Origin of the sequence: Mucilaginibacter myungsuensis (assembly GCF_015222005.1) — a bacterium.
In the GTDB taxonomy this organism is placed as follows: Bacteria; Bacteroidota; Bacteroidia; order Sphingobacteriales; family Sphingobacteriaceae; genus Mucilaginibacter; species Mucilaginibacter myungsuensis.
Window position 1 is genome coordinate 368846 of sequence record NZ_JADFFL010000004.1, and the last position, 19322, is coordinate 388167.

A 19322-nucleotide genomic window follows, 5' to 3' on the forward strand; every position below is an offset into this window, starting at 1 on the left:
TGTGGTGTTTTTTAAGACAACAAGACAAATGAAGAGTGGTTTCGATAATACTTGAATACTTATCAGTGATATTGTTTTAACACCTTTCGATCGGCAATTTTAGCGGGCCATATCTCGACTTTGTAACTATCTTTTCCTGTGTAAAGATCACGGTCAGCTTTCGACAAGTCTATCGAGTAAACTCTTACCCGATAATCTCCGGGGTTTAACTTGACCTGAAGTTGGACTCGATTATTTGGACAATCGGTCACCTCTAACACCCCAGACCTAATTGTTAAACTACCTTCAACAACGTGGTCATATCGCTCAATATCTTTGATATTAGCAGATTTATCAAGAATCTTAAACTCCGCATTTACCCGACCATAAGACTCGATACCGACTCCTAAAATATCTATATCTGAGGCCAATCGTTCGTGATGCGCTTTATCATTCCAGAAATCAGAGCCACCTGTATTCCCTTTACAACCTTTATCACCGATATAGAATTGACTATATGCTGTATTAAAGCTCAATTTGTAAGCGTTGGGAGCAGTTCGGTTTGGGTCAGGTATATGACTTACCGAAATGACAAATGTGATCAAAACTAATTTCAGCCAAGTCATTTCTTACAAAGCTCCGCCTTTAATCTCCTCCACAACACCTGGGTCCAACAAGGTCGATGTATCACCCAAATTACTGGTATCGCCCTCCGCTATCTTACGCAAAATACGGCGCATGATCTTTCCCGAACGGGTCTTAGGTAATCCGCTCACAAACTGGATCTTATCCGGCTTAGCGATCGGACCAATAATGCGCGATACCGTCATGATGATATCCTTGCGGGTTAGGTCTTCATTTTCATGCTTATCGGGGCTTACCACAAAGGCGTAAACACCTTGTCCCTTAATATCGTGCGGGTAACCAACTACGGCAGATTCTACTACAGTAGCGTGCATGTTGATCGCGTTCTCTACCTCGGCGGTACCGATACGGTGACCGGACACATTCAGTACATCATCAACACGACCTGTAATGCGATAATAACCGTCCTCGTCGCGCAGGCAACCGTCGCCGGTGAAATACATATTGGGATAAGTAGCAAAGTAGGTTTGGCGGCAACGCTCATGGTCGCCGTAGGTGGTACGCAAAATACCCGGCCAAGGATATTTGATACACAAGTTACCGCTCACGCCGTTACCATGTATCTCTTCACCTTTTTCGTCAACCAAAACCGGCTGTATGCCCGGCAGCGGGAAACTCGCATAACCCGGTTTTAATGGCGTAACGCCAACTATCGGAGTGATCATGTGGCCACCGTTCTCGGTCTGCCACCAGGTGTCGGCTATCGGGCAATTACCGTGACCGATCTTCTCGTCGAACCAGTGCCAGGCCTCCTCATTAATAGGCTCGCCTACTGATCCTAATTTGGTCAGGCTGCTTAGGTCTTTGCCTTTCAATGGCTCTTCACCAAAGCTCATTAAAGAGCGAATAGCGGTCGGTGCGGTGTATAAAATATTGACCTTATGCTTATCTACCACATCCCAAAAACGGCCGGCATCAGGCCAAGTTGGTATCCCCTCGAACATCAGTGAAGTTGCCCCCTGTGATAACGGGCCATAAACGATGTAAGAGTGCCCGGTGATCCAGCCGATATCTGCGGTGCAAAAGAATATCTCCTCGGGCTGATATTGGAATGTGGTGTCGAACGTGTAACCAGCATAAACCATATAACCACCACAGGTATGCACTACGCCTTTAGGTTTACCGGTACTGCCCGACGTGTAAAGGATGAACAGCATATCCTCTGCATCCATTTCTTCGGCTTCGCAAGCGGTGTTGCCTTGGGTCTCTACTTTCTTGATCTCGTCTTCCCACCATACATCGCGGCCTTTGATCATCGATACAGGTGTGTGGGTACGGGTAAGAACGATCACTTTCTTGACCGATGGGCATTGTACCAAAGCATCATCGATCACATTCTTCAACGGGATATCTTTAGCGCCACGGAAACCACCATCGGCAGTGATCACGATATTGCAGCTTGCATCCTGTATCCTATCAGCGATAGACTGCGCCGAAAAACCACCGAACACTACCGAGTGGATAGCACCGATACGCGCACAAGCCAACAAAGCTATCGCCAACTCGGGAACCATCGGCATGTAGATGCAGATACGGTCACCTTTCTGCGCACCGTTATTTTTAAGCACGTTGGCAAACTCGCAAACCTTAACGTGCAGTTGTTTATAGGTCAGCACGCGATGATCTTCGGTCGGGTCGTTCGGTTCCCAAATGATGGCGGGTTTATCGCCAATGGCATCCAGATGACGGTCGAGACAGTTCTCCGTAATGTTCAGCTTAGCACCGTCGAACCAGCGTACTTTTGGTTCGGTAAAATTCCAGTCCAGAACCTTGTCCCACTTTTTGCGCCATTGGAAAGTATCGGCTACGCCGGCCCAAAATTCTTCGGGCTGGTCTAAGCTATGTTTATATATCTGGTGATATTCTTCAAAAGAGGTAATTTTCATAAGTATTTATAATGGTGGGAGCAAATTAACGATAATTGCCTACTTTTAAAACATCTTTTTATAAAGACACGATAGTGCTAAACCTTGATATGATAATGCTAAAACGGTTAACTTTTAGTTAGCGAACACCTTAATTTTTATGGGTCTGTCACAAACCAATGCTCACATACTGCTTGTAAATATTAATAAGCTGATCAGTAATTACGCAAATGCGACGATTGAACAGATCTTTAACAACGACTTAGACCTAACGTTTCCACCAAATACCGAATTGAATGATTTGGAAAAAGCGGAATTAAAAGAGCTAAATAATTATGCACATTTAAAAAACGCGCTAAAGAAGATCTTGACGGATAACTCTGCTGGTGTAATGTTCGGCTTGATGAATCTTATAGATGGGACCACAGATCCGGAAGTAATGGCCGAAGATTGGACCGGCGTACAATTTTCGGATATTGATCATGATAACGATAGAGAGGCTTTTGAAGACATGCTGCACGATAGTTTATACGAGAAATATTGGAATTGGAAGGCAGTTGAAGAACAGGACAGTTAAAATCGCTCCCCCATTTGGCCTAAACCAAGTGGGCTTATAAGTTGGTAACATTACGCTCTGACTTTAAGATTGATATCTTTCGAAAATATTTTTAAAACACTCTTGAATATTTGATAGATAATCCTGATATTTGCACACTCTTTTGAGAAAAGAATACAATTAAAAAGAATTTGTCATGTCAAGAATATGTGATCTAACCGGAAAAGGCGTTATTACCGGTAACAACGTTTCTAACTCGAACCGTAAAACCAAGCGCACGTTTTTACCTAACTTGAAGCTTAAAAAGTTTTACATCCCTGAGGAAGATAAATGGATAACCCTGAAAGTTTCTACTTCAGCTGTTAAAACCATCAGCAAGAACGGCATCACTGCCTGCATCAACAAATTTGTTAAAACCGGCAAAATATAATTTGAGTCGAGCGTTCTGCGTTCTGCTTAAGTGATTTACAATAACCTCGCGTAGTACGTATAACGTAATACGTACAACAATAAAATAAGATGGCAAAAAAAGGCAATAGGGTACAGGTAATATTAGAGTGCACCGAGCATAAAGAAAGCGGCATGCCGGGTATGTCTCGTTACATTACCACCAAAAACAAAAAAAATACCACTGAAAGGTTAGTACTTAAAAAGTTCAACCCGGTATTACGTAAAGTAACTGAACACAAAGAAATTAAGTAATAAGTACTTAGTGAGGAGTGGCGGGTGCTGCGGTTCTTTTGAACTCAAAACTCAAACCTCTGAACTTTTAAAACTATAACAACATGGCAAAGAAAGTAGTTGCAACCCTAAAAGTAGCAGGTAAAGGCAAAGAGTACTCAAAAGTGATCACCCCGGTTAAAACAGCTAAAGGCGCTTACTCTTTTAAAGAGTCTATCGTTCCTAACGATGCTGTAAAAGACCTGATCGCAAAAAGCTAATTGCTGATATAAAGAAATAATAAGAGCCGTCTTGTATTTTACGAGAGGGCTTTTTTTGTTGATACGTCTGGAATCAGAATTTACAGGATGTAAGGATTCACAGAATAGCTAAAATGAAACATCCTGTAAATTCAAAAATTCTGTAAATCCTGATAAAGATTCTGATCATGGGATTATTTGATTTTTTTAAGAAGAAAGAAGCTACACCGCAGCAACAACAGGCATTAGACACCGGTCTGGAAAAGACCAAGGATAACCTGTTCAGCAAACTGACCAAGGCCGTTGCCGGTAAATCTACTGTTGATGATGACGTGCTGGATGAGCTGGAAGAGATCCTGGTCACATCCGACGTTGGCGTAAAAACCACCCTCAAGATCATTGAGCGGATACAGGCCCGCGTGGCGCGTGATAAATATATCGGAACATCCGAACTTAACGGCATCCTGCGCGAAGAGATTCAAACACTGTTAGCCGAAAACAACAGTAACGATTTTCAAAGTTTTGAATACGGCAGTCATAAACCATACGTGATCATGGTGGTGGGTGTTAACGGTGTGGGCAAAACCACAACTATTGGCAAGTTAGCTCATCAACTTAAACAGACGGGTAACCAGGTAGTGTTAGGCGCTGCTGACACTTTCCGTGCTGCAGCGGTAGATCAGATCATCCTTTGGGGCGAACGTGTTAAAGTACGCGTGGTATCGCAAGCGATGGGTTCTGATCCTGCTTCGGTTGCGTTCGATACCTTAAAGTCAGCTGTTGCTAATGGCGATGATGTAGCTATTATCGACACTGCCGGCCGTTTGCACAACAAGGTAGGCCTGATGAACGAGCTGACCAAGATCAAGAACGTGATGCAAAAGGTAGTTCCCGGCGCCCCGCACGAGATACTGTTGGTACTGGATGCATCAACCGGGCAGAACGCCATAGAACAATGTAAGCAATTTACCGAGGCCACCGCCGTTAACGCTTTAGCATTGACCAAATTGGATGGCACGGCCAAAGGTGGTGTTGTGATCGGTATATCAGATCAGTTTAAGATACCGGTAAAGTATATTGGTGTTGGTGAATCGATGGAAGATCTGCAACTCTTCGATCGCAAAGCGTTCGTAGAAAGTTTATTTAAATAAGATATAATACTGCCCGGGGAGGGCTAATAAAACTTGTCATTACGAGGAACGAATCAACCGCACACCCCAAGAGCGGTCGTGCAAAGTTCGCGGTCGCTTCGTTCCTCGCAATGACAAAACGTTGAAAGATAGGATGAGGACGAAAGAGATCAGTAAGTTGATTAAGCCGGTGGCTAAACCACGTGTTAACGTTGTAACCCTCGGTTGCTCCAAAAATATTTACGATAGCGAAGTATTAATGGGTCAGCTGAAAGGTAACCAATTTGATGTGGTGCACGAGGCGGATAAAGTGGGTAAAAATGATATTATTGTCATTAACACTTGTGGCTTTATTGATAATGCCAAGCAGGAATCTATCGATACCATCCTGCAATACAGCGAGCTGAAAGACCAGGGCAAGGTAGGTAAAGTGATCGTGACCGGTTGCTTATCTGAGCGTTACAAGCCTGAGTTACAAGCCGAAATCACCAACGTCGACTCATGGCATGGTACTAACGATCTGCAAGATCTGTTAGTCTCTATAGGCGCAAACTATCGTCACGAATTGATCGGTGAGCGTTTGTTGACCACCCCTTCTCACTTTGCTTATTTTAAGATTGCCGAGGGCTGCAACCGTCCGTGCTCGTTTTGCGCTATCCCATTAATGCGTGGCAAGCACCTGAGCACGCCGATGGATGAGTTGGTGCGCAATGCGCAAAACTTAGCCAAACAAGGCACTAAAGAGCTGATCCTAATTGCCCAGGACCTGACCTATTATGGATTAGATCTGTACGGCAAACGTAACCTTGACGAACTGTTACGCCGCTTGAGCGACGTGAACGGCATCGAATGGATCCGTTTGCAATACGCCTACCCTTCGGGTTTCCCAATGGAGATATTGGATGTGATGAACGAGCGCGAGAACATCTGCAAGTACCTGGATATGCCTTTACAGCATATCACAGATAAAATGCTTAAGTCGATGCGCCGTGGTATCACCAAACAAAAGACCATCGACGTGGTGAACCAGATCCGCGATAAAGTGCCAGGCATTGCAATGCGTACCACGCTGATCACCGGTTACCCGGGCGAGACCCAACGCGATTTCGAAGAAATGGCCCAATGGGTTGAGGATACCAAATTTGACCGCTTAGGCTGTTTCACCTACTCGCACGAGGAAAAAACACATGCGCACTCTTTAGTGGACGACGTACCTGAAGAAGTTAAACAGGAACGCGCCGACGCGATCATGGAGATACAACAAGGTATTTCATTTGATAAGAACCAGGAAAAGATCGGCCAAACTTTCAAAGTACTGATAGATAAAAAAGACGGCGATTTCTTTGTTGGCCGTACGCAATATGACTCGCCCGAGGTTGATAACGAAGTATTGATCGATGCTAAGATCAACTACGCGACCGTCGGAAGCTTTGTGAATGTTAAAGTTGACAATGCTGAAGATTTTGACCTTTATGGTAAGATCGTGAAGTAAAACATCTTCGATGTTAAACAGACTTACGAAGTTTAAAAACTTCGTAAGTCTTATACCCTTCCCCTCCCTCCTATATCTCCACATTGTAAAATATACATTTCCCGTTGGCGCGATGTTTGAATTAGGATCTAAACATCTAAATTCGACCCGTTAAACAATTGTGGATAACAAGGCGTTGGCGCAAAGCCATTTCGCTCCCGATAGGTATCGGGATGTATTCCGCATTTCGCACCGTTAAAACATGGACGCCAACTGTATCAGCTATAAAGACACCGGAGCTTTCTCCCAAACCGTGATCAACTATTTGGAGGACGCTCCTGACCTGAGGTCATTTTATAGCCATCGCCCTACCATGGAGGGCTTTGCCGAATTCTTCAACCACAAAAAAGTGGCTGCAGACCGCCCGCTGATAGCGAAAGTATTGACCGAGCAATACCAGATATTGACCGCATATTCTTCAAAGGACGAGCATACCTTAAAAGCTGTTTTGGATAATATCGAACTGCTTAAGCAAGACAATACTTTTACCATCACCACCGGTCACCAGCTTAATATATTTGCAGGTCCGTTGTATTTTATCTATAAGATAGTTACCGCTATCAAATTAGCTCGTCAGCTTAAAGATAAATTCCCTGATAAAAACTTTGTGCCCGTATACTGGATGGCATCTGAGGACCACGACTTTGCCGAGATCAACTACACAAGTATCGGTGGTAAAAAGGTACACTGGTGGTACGAGGCTAGCGGCGCTACCGGTCGTATCGACCCGGTGTCTATCCGTCAAGCCCTTAATCAATACAAAGGCGTTTTAGGTTTAGAAGGTTATGCAGAAGAATTAGGCGAGATCGTCAATACCGCTTACACCAAATTTGATAGATTGGCTGATGCGACCCGCTATTTGGTGAACGCCTTGTTCGGCCAATACGGCTTGGTGATCATTGATGCCGATAACATCGAATTGAAAAAGCATTTCGCCCCTTACATCGAGCAGGATATCATCCAGCAGAACAGCTTTAAACACATTACTGACACTAATAAACTATTGGCCTCTACTGGTGTTCAAATTCAGGTAAACCCGCGCGAGATCAATTTCTTTTACCTCAAAGATGCCCTGCGCGAACGCCTGACTTTTGAGGACGGCTTGTACAAAGTATTGAATACCGATATCAGCTTTACCGAAGACGAATTAAAAACTGAGATCAAAGCCTACCCGCAACGTTTTAGTCCTAACGTGGTGATGCGCCCTTTATATCAAGAGGTTATCCTACCGAACATCGCATACATCGGCGGCGGTGCCGAGGTTGTTTATTGGCTGGAGCTAAAAGCTAATTTCGACCACTACGGTATCGACTTCCCGATATTGATCCTGCGAAACTCTGCCCTGGTCATCCCAAAAGAAGTTGCGCCTAAGATCACCAAGATGGACCTGTCGTTACAGGATCTTTTTAAACCGATCGACGACATTAAGAAGACCTGGATCAAACAGCATTCAGAACATGAATTGAGTCTTGGTACAGAGTGGGAGCAATTTGCCATGATCTTTGAACAAGTGAAACAAAAAGCATCAAAGATAGACCCTACCCTTGCGCCGTCTACAACAGCGGTAGAGGTGAGATTAAAACATGCGTTTGATAACTTAGAGAAAAAACTGACCCGTGCTGAGAAACGGAATTACGCCACTCGATTGGAACAAATAGACCAGATCAAAGCCGCGCTATTCCCTAACGGCAGCTTGCAAGAACGTAACGAGAATTTTGGCTTATTCTACGTAAAATTCGGGCAGACATTTATTGATGAATTGATCCGCCATTTTCAACCGCTGGACTTTGAGTTTAGTTTATTGACGGCGTAGATGTACTGATCATAATTCCTTAATTAGTTCATCAATATCCTGAAGTACGATCTTACCTTCTTGATGAAGTCGAATTTCTTCGAACGACCTTTTTAGTCCGTTGTACAAGGCTTGTTCCCTCTTATTTAAAGGGCGCAAACTCGGTTTGTCTTCTATTTAATAGTCAACTCCATTGCATCGAATAAGGCAACGATGGCCTTCTCCACCTTTTTATTGGCGACATTTACAAATATTGCCTTCATATTTTAAAATATAAAACCTAAGCTAAAGAAAATTCCCTGACACTTATTATTTTCGCCTTACACCAATTACCTACAAACAAATAATAGTTAACAAAGTTAACTCGTAAGGAAATATCTTATGAAGACCAACCACCTATTTTACCCGCTGTTAGCGTCTGCCATTATTAGTTCATCAACAGGTTGCGGCCAAAAGAAACCCGACCCTAACAAGGCCGATGTTATAGAGAATGATGCCGGGCAGACGGTAAAATTACCTCCTCCCTATCAAACCAAAGGGGTGAGGAATTATAGCAAAGTTATCGGCTGGCCTAAAGGTAAAACGCCTGTAGCTCCGGCTGGTTTCACTGTTGATCTGTTTGCCGATAGCCTGGATAACCCCCGCAATATTTATGTAGCTCCCAATGGCGATATTTTTGTATCACAAGCCAATACCGAAATGGGGGCTGTAAAACGTGTCGGCGCTAAGATCATCGGCGCGGCCGCATCCCAAAAATTAGGCAAAAGCGCTAACAGCATCATTTTGATCCGTGATACCAATGGCGACGGCATCCCCGACCTGCGCACAGTATTTTTAGATGGTTTGAACCAGCCTTATGGTATGGTAATCCTAAACAACTTTTTCTACGTAGCTAATACCGATGGTATATTACGTTTCACCTACAAACCGGGGCAAACCAAGATCACCGAACCCGGCGTACCTTTGCTTAGTTTACCTGCAGGTGGATACAATAACCACTGGACCCGCAACCTAAAAACACATAACGGCAAACTTTACGTAGCCGTTGGCTCGGGCACAAACATAGCCGAACATGGTTCGGAGAACGAGATCCGTCGGGCTAACATTTTGGAGGTGACCCCTGACGGCTCGGCCGAACGCATTTTCGCATCAGGCCTTCGCAATCCCGTAGGGATGGATTTCCAGCCGCTTACCAATCGCCTTTATACTGTGGTGAACGAGCGCGATAACTTGGGTGATGATCTTGTACCTGACTACCTTACCCATGTTAAAGACGGCGGCTTTTACGGCTGGCCTTACGCCTATTTTGGCCCGCACGAAGACCCGAGTTTTAAAGGACCTAAAAAACCGGAACTGGTAAAAAGCACCATCGAACCGGATGTGGCTTTAGGTTCGCACACAGCATCATTAGGTTTGGCATTTTACACGGGTAACCAGTTCCCGGCAAGGTATCAGCAAGGCACCTTTATTGGTCAGCATGGATCGTGGAACAGATCTAAACTGGCGGGCTACAAAGTGGTATTCGTACCATTTGAGAATGATAAACCAGGCAAACCTGAAGATTTCCTGACAGGTTTTATCAGCAACATCGATAAAAAAGAGGTCTTCGGCCGGCCGGTAGGCATTGCTGTGGCTAAAGATGGTTCGCTATTGGTAGCCGACGATGCCGGCAACAAGATATGGCGTGTGAGCGCTAAATAGCAATAATATTACAAGCACCCAACCATAAAGCGGCGGTCAAAAACCTACTTTTGGTTTTTGACCGCCATTATGAACAAACTTTACGCTACGCTATTTTTTGCCTTACCCTTTTGTACACTTCAGGCACAAACTACTCCTCAAAACGATACCGACACACTCAAGACCATCAGCGTAAGATCGTATCTTTTCAGTCAGCCTGTTTTTAAGATCCCGGCAGCAGTAAGCATATTAAGCCCTGCCCAATTAAAAATGCAAACGGATAATTCTATGGTATCATCCATGAATACCATCCCCGGGGTGAAAATGGAAGAGCGCTCACCCGGCAGTTACCGATTATCTTTACGTGGCAGTCTATTACGATCACCATTCGGTGTGCGCGATGTAAAGGTTTACTTTGACGACATCCCCCTCACCGATGCCGGCGGTAATACCTATCTGAACGCCTTGGATATTAACAGCCTGAAAAGTATCGAGGTGCTGAAAGGTCCTGATGGAAGTTTATTTGGCGCTAATAGCGGCGGCGTGGTGATCTTGCGGCCAACATCAACCAATACGGATAATTATGGCAGAGTCGGTTTCAACGGCGGCTCTTATAATTTGTTACATCAAAATGCCGCCGTACAGAACGTCAACGCAAAAAACCAATTCAACTTTGACCAATCCTACCAAAGCTATGGCGGTTATCGGGACCATAGCTACATGCGCCGTCATTATTTTCAGGCGGTAAATAAGATATCATTATCCGAAAAGGATCAACTTAAAGTGATCGCATTACACGCCGATCTTAAATATCAAACACCCGGCGGCATTACACTGGCGCAAATGAATACTAACCCAAGGTTATCGCGACAAGCGACGCCTACGCTGCCAAGCGCTATTACCCAGGATATCCAGATCAGTACTAAAGTCCTTTTAGGTGGCATAATTAACGAGGCCAAATTGACCGACCATCTCAAGAACGTGACCTCGCTATCTGTAATGCATGTCGATTTTGCCAACCCATTCATCACCAATTACGAGCAGCGTATGGAGGACACCTATTCGCTACGTAGTTATCTTGAGCTGGACGGCGGGCAGGAAAAATACCTTTGGAAACTTGATGCAGGTTTAGAATGGCAGCGCACCAACTCATCCATCAACAATTACGCAAACAACCAAGGTGTACGTGGTAACGAACAAAAGCTGGACAAGATCAATTCGGGTCAGCACTTCTTCTTCAGCCGATATAGTGCCGATATCTTCACCAAACTGCATGTGGAAGCGGCACTGAGCTTAAACTACTACGGTTATTATTTTAAGAACATTTTCCCGCTGGCACAGTCGGGCTTTACACCACGCAAGTTCACACCGCAATTAATGCCGAGGGTGGCACTATCTTATGAATTCCTGAAAGGATGGGCAGCACGCGCTTCTCTCAGCCGCGGATACAGTACACCAACTACTGCCGAAGTACGCCCGACCGACAACATCATCAACACCGACCTACAAGCCCAAACCGGATGGAACTATGAGGCCGGTATCCGAATGCACAACGCCGATAACAGCCTGACCGTAGATGCTTCCGTGTTCAACTACCGTATCAGCAATGCCATTGTGCGCAGGCTGCATCCCGACGATACCGAATTCTACATCAATGCCGGTGGAACCGACCAAACAGGTGTAGAAGTTGCAGCCAGCGACTGGCTGATCCGCCCAAAAAACTATGGTTTTGTGCGCGGTTTGCAACTGAATACCGCCTACACACTCAGCCGCTATTTCTTTAGGAATTATAGTGTTGGTGCTACCAATTACTCTGGCAACCCATTAACAGGTGTGCCTCGCCATGTTATCGTGAGTAGCGTACAAGTTAAGTTGCCGCAGTCGGTTTATGCTTTCGTGCAACATAATTATACAGCAGGCATCCCTTTAAATGATGCTAATACCGTTTTTGCGCCGCAATATCATTTGTTGCAGGCAAAGGCGGGCTGGTCGCATGCGTTATCAGCAAAAACTAAACTGGAGTTATACGCAGGTGCAGATAACCTCCTCAACCAACGCTATAGTTTGGGGAATGACCTGAATGCCGTAGGTAACCGATATTACAACCCATCGCCATTGCGTAATTATTATGCGGGACTAAATGTGACCTTCTGATCAACAACACCGATCAGGGTTCGATACCTAATTCTTTTTGGCGGATGATGATGGAATTAAGGCTATGGTCATTTTTGAACAGCACCGTGATGTGGTTAAGCTGATTATCAAAAATGAACATGCGTTTAACCCTGTCGTGCCCTTTAAAGGTTTGCTTGTATCCAAACCGAACGATCTGTTTCATCAGGTTTTCTACAAAAGCCTCGTAGATAGTATTGTAAGTGATGGTCTTTAGCTTCATTCCGTCGGCCGTGGTACGGTAAGCACCAACGATCATGGTCTCGCCTTTGATCGGGGTTTTATTTTTGTCGATGGTTTGGTAATAGTTCAGGATCTGACCGTAAATCTCCTGCTTATCGTTGATCTTGAATTTGCCGGTCTGTATCAACACCAATTCGATCTGCGGGACGCTGAGGTTCACCAGATCCACCATATCGCCAAAGGCCAAAGTTTGCGCGCGCGACGTGACCGCGCAAAACATCAAACCTAAGATCACTAAGTACTTCTTCATCTGTGGTAACCAAAAATAGGATAATTTTTGTACCTCCACTAAAAGCTAATGGTTATATTTAGTTGCCCCTATGTTTAAACATCCGTCAGCATGCTATTTAAAGAGTACCTGCCCTGCCCCGAACTTAGGAAGTATGTAGACCGCTACTGGAAATTCGTCGTCGCCCCCGGCGAAAACAGCGGCCAACCCATCACCCACGTTTTCCCGCCCGATGGCAGTTGCTCTTTGGTATTCGTCAGTTTAAATAACTTCCATTACAAGGGAGTCACCTTTATTGGCCCAACCACCACTATTAATGAGATACTCGTACATCCCAATTCTATTAACTTCGGCATCAGGCTAAAGCCGGGCTGCTCAGGGCTGTTGTATGATAACGATGTAGCCACTATCGCCAATGATTCAGTAACAATACCGCCGCACCAACTGGCCGACTGGCAACAGCAGTTCCTGCAAAATTTAGATCTGGATCTTGATGACACGACCCAATTGGACACCGCTTTAGTGACCATCCTCACCAAAAGCAAATTCAAACCCGACGACCGAGTACTAAAAGCCGTTGACCTGATCATCAACCACGATGGCAACTTTACCCTGACCGAAATTGCTGACCATGCTTGTATAAGTCCAAGGCAACTGCAGAGATTGTTCAATAGCGCAACTGGTATCACTATTAAACAATTTTGCCAAATTCGGCGCTTGCGCAAGGCGGTGATCGATATACACATAGGCCGACAGACTTATGCCGAGATGGTGAACAGTCGCGGCTTTAGTGATCAGGCGCATTACTACAACTCCTTTAAAAAAGTGGCCGGGTATGATATCCGCAAATTTTTTGAACACATCAATAATATCGAACACCAACTGGCCTGAAAGATGTCGCGTAATTACAATACAAGCGTTGTAAACCCCCTTAACTTTGAAATAAAAACACCATGAAAAAGCTCATCACAACCTTATTAACGTTTTGTCTGATCACAGGCATTGCTATAGCACAACCCAAAGAGGCCGACAAAGCCGCCAAGGCCGAGGTTAGTAAACTCAGTTTTATTACCGGCAACTGGGCAGGACAAGGCTGGATGATGACCCAAGCCGGCAAGTCGACCTTTGAGCAGACCGAGAAGGTGCGATTTAAATTGGACAGTACCGCCCTGCTGATCGAAGGTTTGGGCAAGACCAGCGGCAAGGTGATCCACAACGCATTGGCCGTTGTCAATCTGAACAAAGCAGGTGGTTATAACTTCCGCTCCTTCCTGGCTACCGGGCAAGAGGGCGCATTTAAAGGGGAATTGATCGGCAATAAATTTTACTGGTACCCTAACGAGACCATCCGTTACATTATTGAACTGAACGACAAAAAACAATGGTACGAGGTTGGCGAAATGAAACGCGGTGACCAATGGACCAAGTTTTTTGAGATGACGCTGGACAAGGTGAAATAATTTTCAAAAATATTTTTGACAGGTTTATGGAAAAGGCAGGTGGCCTGCATCTTTATTTCGAAACCGAAATAAACACACGCGACACTGTCACCAATTCAACCTGTCATGAAAAGAATTTTACTGATCATTTTATGCTTTGCCTGTGCGCTGAACGCGTCGGCCCAATCACCTTACACCTTTAAAGTTGAAGAACTTAGCAAGCCCGAGCGAACACTATTGACCAGACCATATCAAAGTATCCTGGAAGGCCTGATCAACGTTGATCACGATAAGCTACGGAGCTACGGCAAGGCTAACAAGATCCCCGACTTTAACATCGTGGCTAAAAGTGATATCAAGCACCCGATCGTCAATTGGGGGTATCATAGCTTTTTCCAGGGGATGTATGCGGCCTATTCCGACCATCGGCCGTTCACCTTGTCACCTGATATGGTGTGGTTGCTAATCGCTCAGGGTTTTTCGGCGCACGTGAATGCCAACTCCGAGGATCTGCGCAAAATGTTCGTCAAATTTTATGGTAAGGCCACTTTGGTGGTGGTGAACGATAGCATCAGGCTGGATGACCCAAACAGCCCGTGGGCAGATGTATTCCCCGAGTTCAGCAAGCAGATAGCCGAGCACACCGGCAGCGACTTAACTAAGGGCATGACGGCCGACTTTACCACCACTACAGCCATCACACGGATAGCATCGCAAATAACGCTGATGGACGCGCTAAAGTCGTATTTTGATTTTGTGGTGATGATAGCAGGCTGCGGTATCCCCGAGATCACCTTAGAAGGGACACCTGCCGACTGGGAACGGGTGCTGGCCAAAACCGAAACCTTACGTAAATACAAACTGGATTGGTGGATAGAGGAACTAAAACCTATCCTGAAACAATTTGTCAACGCCTCAAAAAAGAAAGTCGATCAGGATTTTTGGAAGGCGATGTTCAAATATCATACGGCAAAAAAGTATGGCTCGGTGACGGTGATAGACGGTTGGATCGTAAAGTTCTTCCCTTATGATAAAGATGGTAAACGCTTGGATCTTAAAACGCTCTCCGGTCCGCAAAACCTGCCTAACGAGATCGTAAAAGTAGACCTAAAACACGTTGAGCTTGATGCCTTGGGCAACCCCAAAATCACCACACCCCTCGAACTTTGGGCCGGCTTTGTTGGCCTGGAGCAGAACGACCAAAATTTTGGTTTGAGACCTACCATCGGTTGGATGATACGCAAAAAGGACGAGGACGCTGCCCTGATAGCCAAATTTAAGAACGAAAGTGAGCATGGCCAGATCAGTCTGAAGCTGAACAGCGTCCCGCCTGAATTATGTAAGATAGGCAGCGTAGGCACGTTGAACCTGCGTTTCACCAAAAAGATAGAAATACCCGACGAGCTTGCCAAGGTGCAAATAGCCCGTTTGATACTGGACGGAGACATCGATCAACCCGGCATAGACAGGATACGCAAGCTATTCCCCAAAACCGAAGTCGCTATAAAAAAGAACGGTGAGTGGATAGACGACAAAGAATTCACCAAAAAGAACGGGAACAGAATAGATAGCTATTGATCTTTGCTTACGGATGATAGGTCCGCTCCGCATGTTTCAACACGTCGGCTTTGTAAAATAGTACATCCTTGAACTGACCGGTCAGGTAGCCTTCTGCCTGATCGGTAAAGTGCCTGGACGTAGCATCGAAAGATTGCCCGCCCGTCATGATGCTTTTGGCTTTTACCTTCGGACCGAACTCGATCGCCGCTATAAAACTATTGCCAGAGTAGCCATAACGCTTTTTAGTATTCACCGGGCGACTGACGAATGACGGTAACTGCCCAAACAGCGACGATACCTGCCCCACCGCTATGCTTGGCGCACTATCATCAAACACACCATTGGCCGGGCGTTGGTAGCGGTTAATATCGCCCCAGGGCTGGCGCCAGCCACCGTAACGGGTTTGCAGGGAAGCTATTGCGGCGGTCAATTCATCCAACAATTGTTTTTGGGTGACGGTCTTTAACATGCTTTCGATGCGCTCTGTCTGGTAAGTGCCCTCTTCGGACGACTTAGCGCGTGGTAGCAACTGCATCATCCGTGTACCCCACTCAAAGCCAAGCGTGGTAGCCACAGAGTTGATAGCCGAGCGTTTATCCCAATCGCGCAAGATCCTTACCGGCTCCTGTAAAGCGGTCTTTGCTTCCTCAGGCGCGGCATCATAGGCGGCAAACAGTTTAGGCAATAGCACATCGAACAAGGCCAGATATTTATCGTACCCCTTCCCGATCATCTCGTCCATAGACATTTTGGGCGCATTGGTAAACAGATCTACTGCCCTTACCCCACGGTAATTCTGCCCGTCGGGTGCCATGTAGGCCGGGTACTTTGTTTTGCCCGGACTTGACGCCCCCGACGATGCATACGGCGTTGCGTTGCAATTCTGTATCCAGCCAGTAGCAGGATTAAAAACCGTTACTATCTCGCTCTGTTTATGCAAGCCTTGCCATTCGGTAGCCGATGTGCTGCCATCTACAGGTTGTGTCCAATCCAATTTAGGGTCGCGCTTGGGCATAAAGTTGCCGTACCAAAAAGCGATGTTACCCTGATCATCAGCGTAAACGGTGTTATTGGTGGCGTTGTGCCCTATCTCCATTGCCTTCTTATACTCAGCAAAAGTATTGGCCTTAGTGATCAGCCACGATTCCAGCAAGGCCGGGTAAGATCGGTTATCATTCCGCAAAGCCAGCCATTTGCCATTTCGCGCCCCTAATACCGGGCCGTGGTGGGTTGAATATCCGGTAAATGTCTTGGCGACTATTTGGCCGCCTTGCTTTACTTTGATGCTTAACTTACGTTCGGTCACCGGTTTTAGTTGACCATCGTATTCGTAAAACCATTTGCCATCCTTTTTGGTCACCTTTTCGGCATATAGATCGGCTACGTCGGCGTTGCTGCTCGTATGCATCCAGCCGCAATGCTGGTTGAAGCCCTGATATACAAAGAACTGACCCCAGGTGACTGCGCCGTAAACGTTCAACCCCTCGTTACTCACCAATTGCACCTCGCTACGGAAATAGAACGGCACATGCGGGTTAATATACAACATGGCATGCCCCGACTTGCTCAACTTGGGTGCAATGGCGAAACCATTAGACCCCCACTCGCGTTCATCCATCTCCTCTTGCAAGGTCTTAGCTTTAGGCATTTTGATCTTGCCCATATCCGGGCCGTTAGCACCATAAAACTTAGCGTTCTCCTGCAGACTCAATCCACCAGTAATAGTGGCGGCAACACTGCCATCGGTGAACATTAGCGCATACCAGGGCTCGTAATGCTTAAACACAGTCGGCCTCACTTCGGGGTGTTTGTACAGGTAGTAGTTGATCCCGTCCGCAAATGCATCCATCAACTTGCGGAACCATAGCGGACTGGCTTTGTAATCCTTTATCGCATCGGCACTATCGGCTATCATTTGCAATTGCACATCGGTGTACAGCGTACCCTCGCCCTCCACTTCACTTTGGCGGCCAAGTTGGTACAGGTAATTCTTCTCGATACCTTTAAAATTATCCTCGCATTGGGTGTACATCAAACCAAAAACAACCTGCGCATCGGTTTGGGCATAGATGTGTGGCACGCCGTAATTATCCCTAATAATAGTGACTGCCTTGGCCAATTGTTGGTAGCGCGCTATCTCGGGCTTGGTGGCCTTTTGAGCGGTGCCGATTAGGGGGAGTAGTATGGCGATGGTGAGTAGTAGTTTTTTCATATGCGATGGTTGAATTTAGGATTTTCTGCTGATATGTTCTTTCAGCATTTCATTAGGGCTGGCTTTGTGTTTTATCAACGTCAGTGAATGTTCTTTTTCGTTTTTGTGTACTTAATTTTCTAAAAGCACTCAAGAGGGCTGCGCCGTTTTCCGCAAAAGAAAAAGAAGCAAAAAGAAAACTCCCGGCTGTGGGTATTTCCAACGAACGGTCCGTGGTTTGGCAGGGACAGTAGCTCCCGAAAATTCCAAACGCTGGAGGAAAAGAAGCGCATTTTCGGTTCATCACGACAGCTATCTTTAAACTATGCTCCTAAAACGAGCGTGGGGTTGCGAGAAAAGCGGGCCAGCGTTGGCGGGAAAGTCTTTGCAACCCGCTCCGCGGAAAAGTTGCCAAAGCTGGGCGGGCTGGAGCTTTTTTCTCGCTTGATCTTTTTGTTACTTTTTCCATCAAGGGAAAAAGTAATAGGCCCCTGCGGCTATGAGCAGACTGCCGTTAATGAAAGAACTGGATCTTTGATAGTTGCATAAACAGATTTCAAATGCATTCCGAAAGTATAAACACCGTTTCGTTCATCCATCGCTCTACCCCTTTATCTCAAATTCATCCGCATCCCTCAAAAACGGCATGGCCCGCCGTACGCGTTTCAGTTCGTCGGGGGTGATGGTGAAGGTGTACACATCTTCCTCGTCGCGTTTGTAGTAAACCACATCACCGTTAGGGGTGATACAAGTAGAATCGCCTGAATGGTAAACCTCGTTACCATCGTGGCCGACACGGTTCACGCCGATCACGTAGGCTTGGTTCTCTACCGCGCGGGCGGGGATTAGGGTGCGCCAGTGAAGAGCACGTTTTTCAGGCCAGTTGGCTACAATGATGAGCAGATCGTAAACCTCGCCAACGTTGCGCAGCCATACCGGGAAACGAAGGTCATAGCATACTACCGGGCATATCTTCCAACCGTTCAGCTCAACGATCAGGCGTTCTTTGCCGGGGCTATAGGTCTCGTGCTCTTTGCCCATGGCAAAAAGATGATGCTTATCATAATGGTGATAGTTGCCGTCGGCACCCATCCAGATCAGTCGGTTGTAGTATTTGTCATCCTCTTTAATGATCAAGCTGCCGGTCACGGCGCATTTGTATTTAAGGGAGATGTCGCGCATCCACTGCATGGTCTTGCCCTGCATGGTCTCGGCCAGGCGTTCGGCCTCCATGCTAAAGCTGGTATTGAACATTTCGGGGAGGATGATTAGATCCGTTTTCTCGCGTATATTGCTCAACCGCAACGCGATGTTCTGTAAATTCTTATCGATATTTTCCCAGAAAAGGTATCCCTGAAACACGGTGATCTTTAAATTATCCATAGGCTGA

17 protein-coding genes are annotated in these 19322 nt (G+C 46.0%); 12 read left to right on the forward strand and 5 right to left on the reverse strand.

The features are described 5' to 3' along the window. Positions 1-62 precede the first annotated feature (62 nt). Positions 63-605, reverse strand: a complete 543-nt coding sequence (locus tag IRJ16_RS12910) for a hypothetical protein (protein ID WP_194112010.1) — start codon at positions 603-605, stop codon at positions 63-65. Between the two features lie 3 nt (positions 606-608). After that, positions 609-2510, reverse strand: a complete 1902-nt coding sequence (gene acs, locus IRJ16_RS12915; RefSeq protein WP_194112011.1) for an acetate--CoA ligase — start codon at positions 2508-2510, stop codon at positions 609-611. Positions 2511-2649: 139 nt separating this feature from the next. Here acs and IRJ16_RS12920 point away from each other — a divergent pair, with 139 nt between their 5' ends. The 9 genes from IRJ16_RS12920 (at position 2650) to IRJ16_RS12960 (ending at position 12252) form a co-directional block, all read left to right on the forward strand. Next, the gene (locus IRJ16_RS12920) at positions 2650-3066 is read left to right on the forward strand and encodes a hypothetical protein (RefSeq protein WP_194112012.1); all 417 of its coding nucleotides are present in this window, start codon (positions 2650-2652) and stop codon (positions 3064-3066) included. Between the two features lie 175 nt (positions 3067-3241). Continuing rightward, positions 3242-3475, forward strand: a complete 234-nt coding sequence (gene rpmB, locus IRJ16_RS12925) for a 50S ribosomal protein L28 (protein WP_194112013.1) — start codon at positions 3242-3244, stop codon at positions 3473-3475. An 89-nt stretch (positions 3476-3564) separates the two neighbouring features. Then, positions 3565-3747 (forward strand): 50S ribosomal protein L33, encoded by a 183-nt coding sequence (gene rpmG / locus IRJ16_RS12930; protein ID WP_194112014.1) that lies wholly within the window; start codon positions 3565-3567, stop codon positions 3745-3747. A gap of 83 nt (positions 3748-3830) precedes the next feature. Continuing rightward, the gene (locus IRJ16_RS12935) at positions 3831-3986 is read left to right on the forward strand and encodes a DUF4295 family protein (RefSeq protein ID WP_194112015.1); all 156 of its coding nucleotides are present in this window, start codon (positions 3831-3833) and stop codon (positions 3984-3986) included. Positions 3987-4153: 167 nt separating this feature from the next. Beyond that, positions 4154-5116, forward strand: a complete 963-nt coding sequence (gene ftsY, locus IRJ16_RS12940; protein ID WP_194112016.1) for a signal recognition particle-docking protein FtsY — start codon at positions 4154-4156, stop codon at positions 5114-5116. Between the two features lie 133 nt (positions 5117-5249). Continuing rightward, positions 5250-6587 carry a 30S ribosomal protein S12 methylthiotransferase RimO gene (gene rimO, locus IRJ16_RS12945; protein WP_194112017.1) on the forward strand — a complete coding sequence of 446 codons (1338 nt, stop codon included), beginning with the start codon at positions 5250-5252 and terminating at the stop codon, positions 6585-6587. Positions 6588-6828: 241 nt separating this feature from the next. Further along, the gene (gene bshC, locus IRJ16_RS12950; RefSeq protein WP_194112018.1) at positions 6829-8439 is read left to right on the forward strand and encodes a bacillithiol biosynthesis cysteine-adding enzyme BshC; all 1611 of its coding nucleotides are present in this window, start codon (positions 6829-6831) and stop codon (positions 8437-8439) included. A gap of 360 nt (positions 8440-8799) precedes the next feature. Then, the gene (locus IRJ16_RS12955) at positions 8800-10119 is read left to right on the forward strand and encodes a PQQ-dependent sugar dehydrogenase (RefSeq protein ID WP_194112019.1); all 1320 of its coding nucleotides are present in this window, start codon (positions 8800-8802) and stop codon (positions 10117-10119) included. Between the two features lie 69 nt (positions 10120-10188). Then, a complete protein-coding gene (locus IRJ16_RS12960) occupies positions 10189-12252 on the forward strand; it encodes a TonB-dependent receptor (RefSeq protein WP_194112020.1) in 2064 nt (687 codons plus the stop codon). 13 nt (positions 12253-12265) lie between these two features. Here IRJ16_RS12960 and IRJ16_RS12965 read toward each other — a convergent pair whose 3' ends face one another. Further along, positions 12266-12763, reverse strand: a complete 498-nt coding sequence (locus tag IRJ16_RS12965; RefSeq protein WP_194112021.1) for a hypothetical protein — start codon at positions 12761-12763, stop codon at positions 12266-12268. A gap of 90 nt (positions 12764-12853) precedes the next feature. On the opposite strand from IRJ16_RS12965, the gene IRJ16_RS12970 reads away from it, so the two are divergent. From IRJ16_RS12970 to IRJ16_RS12980, 3 genes are all read left to right on the forward strand, one after another. Next, complete coding sequence (locus tag IRJ16_RS12970; RefSeq protein ID WP_194112022.1) at positions 12854-13633, forward strand: helix-turn-helix domain-containing protein; 780 nt, start codon at positions 12854-12856, stop codon at positions 13631-13633. A gap of 62 nt (positions 13634-13695) precedes the next feature. Continuing rightward, positions 13696-14202, forward strand: coding sequence for a hypothetical protein (locus IRJ16_RS12975; RefSeq protein WP_194112023.1), 507 nt, complete (start codon positions 13696-13698; stop codon positions 14200-14202). A 105-nt stretch (positions 14203-14307) separates the two neighbouring features. Continuing rightward, a complete protein-coding gene (locus IRJ16_RS12980) occupies positions 14308-15759 on the forward strand; it encodes a DUF4419 domain-containing protein (protein WP_194112024.1) in 1452 nt (483 codons plus the stop codon). 7 nt (positions 15760-15766) lie between these two features. Here the strand turns inward: IRJ16_RS12980 and IRJ16_RS12985 are convergent, their stop codons facing one another. Continuing rightward, positions 15767-17953: a penicillin acylase family protein gene (locus tag IRJ16_RS12985; protein ID WP_194112025.1), complete on the reverse strand. Its 2187-nt coding sequence runs from the start codon at positions 17951-17953 to the stop codon at positions 15767-15769. 582 nt (positions 17954-18535) lie between these two features. After that, positions 18536-19315, reverse strand: coding sequence for an amidohydrolase (locus tag IRJ16_RS12990; protein ID WP_194112026.1), 780 nt, complete (start codon positions 19313-19315; stop codon positions 18536-18538). Positions 19316-19322: the final 7 nt, after the last annotated feature.

Coding starts and splice junctions, on each gene's coding strand:
- IRJ16_RS12910 (WP_194112010.1), bottom strand. CDS start 605: ATGACTTGGCTGAAATTAGTTTTGATCACATTTGTCATTTCGGTAAGT.
- acs (WP_194112011.1), bottom strand. CDS start 2,510: ATGAAAATTACCTCTTTTGAAGAATATCACCAGATATATAAACATAGC.
- IRJ16_RS12920 (WP_194112012.1), top strand. CDS start 2,650: ATGGGTCTGTCACAAACCAATGCTCACATACTGCTTGTAAATATTAAT.
- rpmB (WP_194112013.1), top strand. CDS start 3,242: ATGTCAAGAATATGTGATCTAACCGGAAAAGGCGTTATTACCGGTAAC.
- rpmG (WP_194112014.1), top strand. CDS start 3,565: ATGGCAAAAAAAGGCAATAGGGTACAGGTAATATTAGAGTGCACCGAG.
- IRJ16_RS12935 (WP_194112015.1), top strand. CDS start 3,831: ATGGCAAAGAAAGTAGTTGCAACCCTAAAAGTAGCAGGTAAAGGCAAA.
- ftsY (WP_194112016.1), top strand. CDS start 4,154: ATGGGATTATTTGATTTTTTTAAGAAGAAAGAAGCTACACCGCAGCAA.
- rimO (WP_194112017.1), top strand. CDS start 5,250: ATGAGGACGAAAGAGATCAGTAAGTTGATTAAGCCGGTGGCTAAACCA.
- bshC (WP_194112018.1), top strand. CDS start 6,829: ATGGACGCCAACTGTATCAGCTATAAAGACACCGGAGCTTTCTCCCAA.
- IRJ16_RS12955 (WP_194112019.1), top strand. CDS start 8,800: ATGAAGACCAACCACCTATTTTACCCGCTGTTAGCGTCTGCCATTATT.
- IRJ16_RS12960 (WP_194112020.1), top strand. CDS start 10,189: ATGAACAAACTTTACGCTACGCTATTTTTTGCCTTACCCTTTTGTACA.
- IRJ16_RS12965 (WP_194112021.1), bottom strand. CDS start 12,763: ATGAAGAAGTACTTAGTGATCTTAGGTTTGATGTTTTGCGCGGTCACG.
- IRJ16_RS12970 (WP_194112022.1), top strand. CDS start 12,854: ATGCTATTTAAAGAGTACCTGCCCTGCCCCGAACTTAGGAAGTATGTA.
- IRJ16_RS12975 (WP_194112023.1), top strand. CDS start 13,696: ATGAAAAAGCTCATCACAACCTTATTAACGTTTTGTCTGATCACAGGC.
- IRJ16_RS12980 (WP_194112024.1), top strand. CDS start 14,308: ATGAAAAGAATTTTACTGATCATTTTATGCTTTGCCTGTGCGCTGAAC.
- IRJ16_RS12985 (WP_194112025.1), bottom strand. CDS start 17,953: ATGAAAAAACTACTACTCACCATCGCCATACTACTCCCCCTAATCGGC.
- IRJ16_RS12990 (WP_194112026.1), bottom strand. CDS start 19,315: ATGGATAATTTAAAGATCACCGTGTTTCAGGGATACCTTTTCTGGGAA.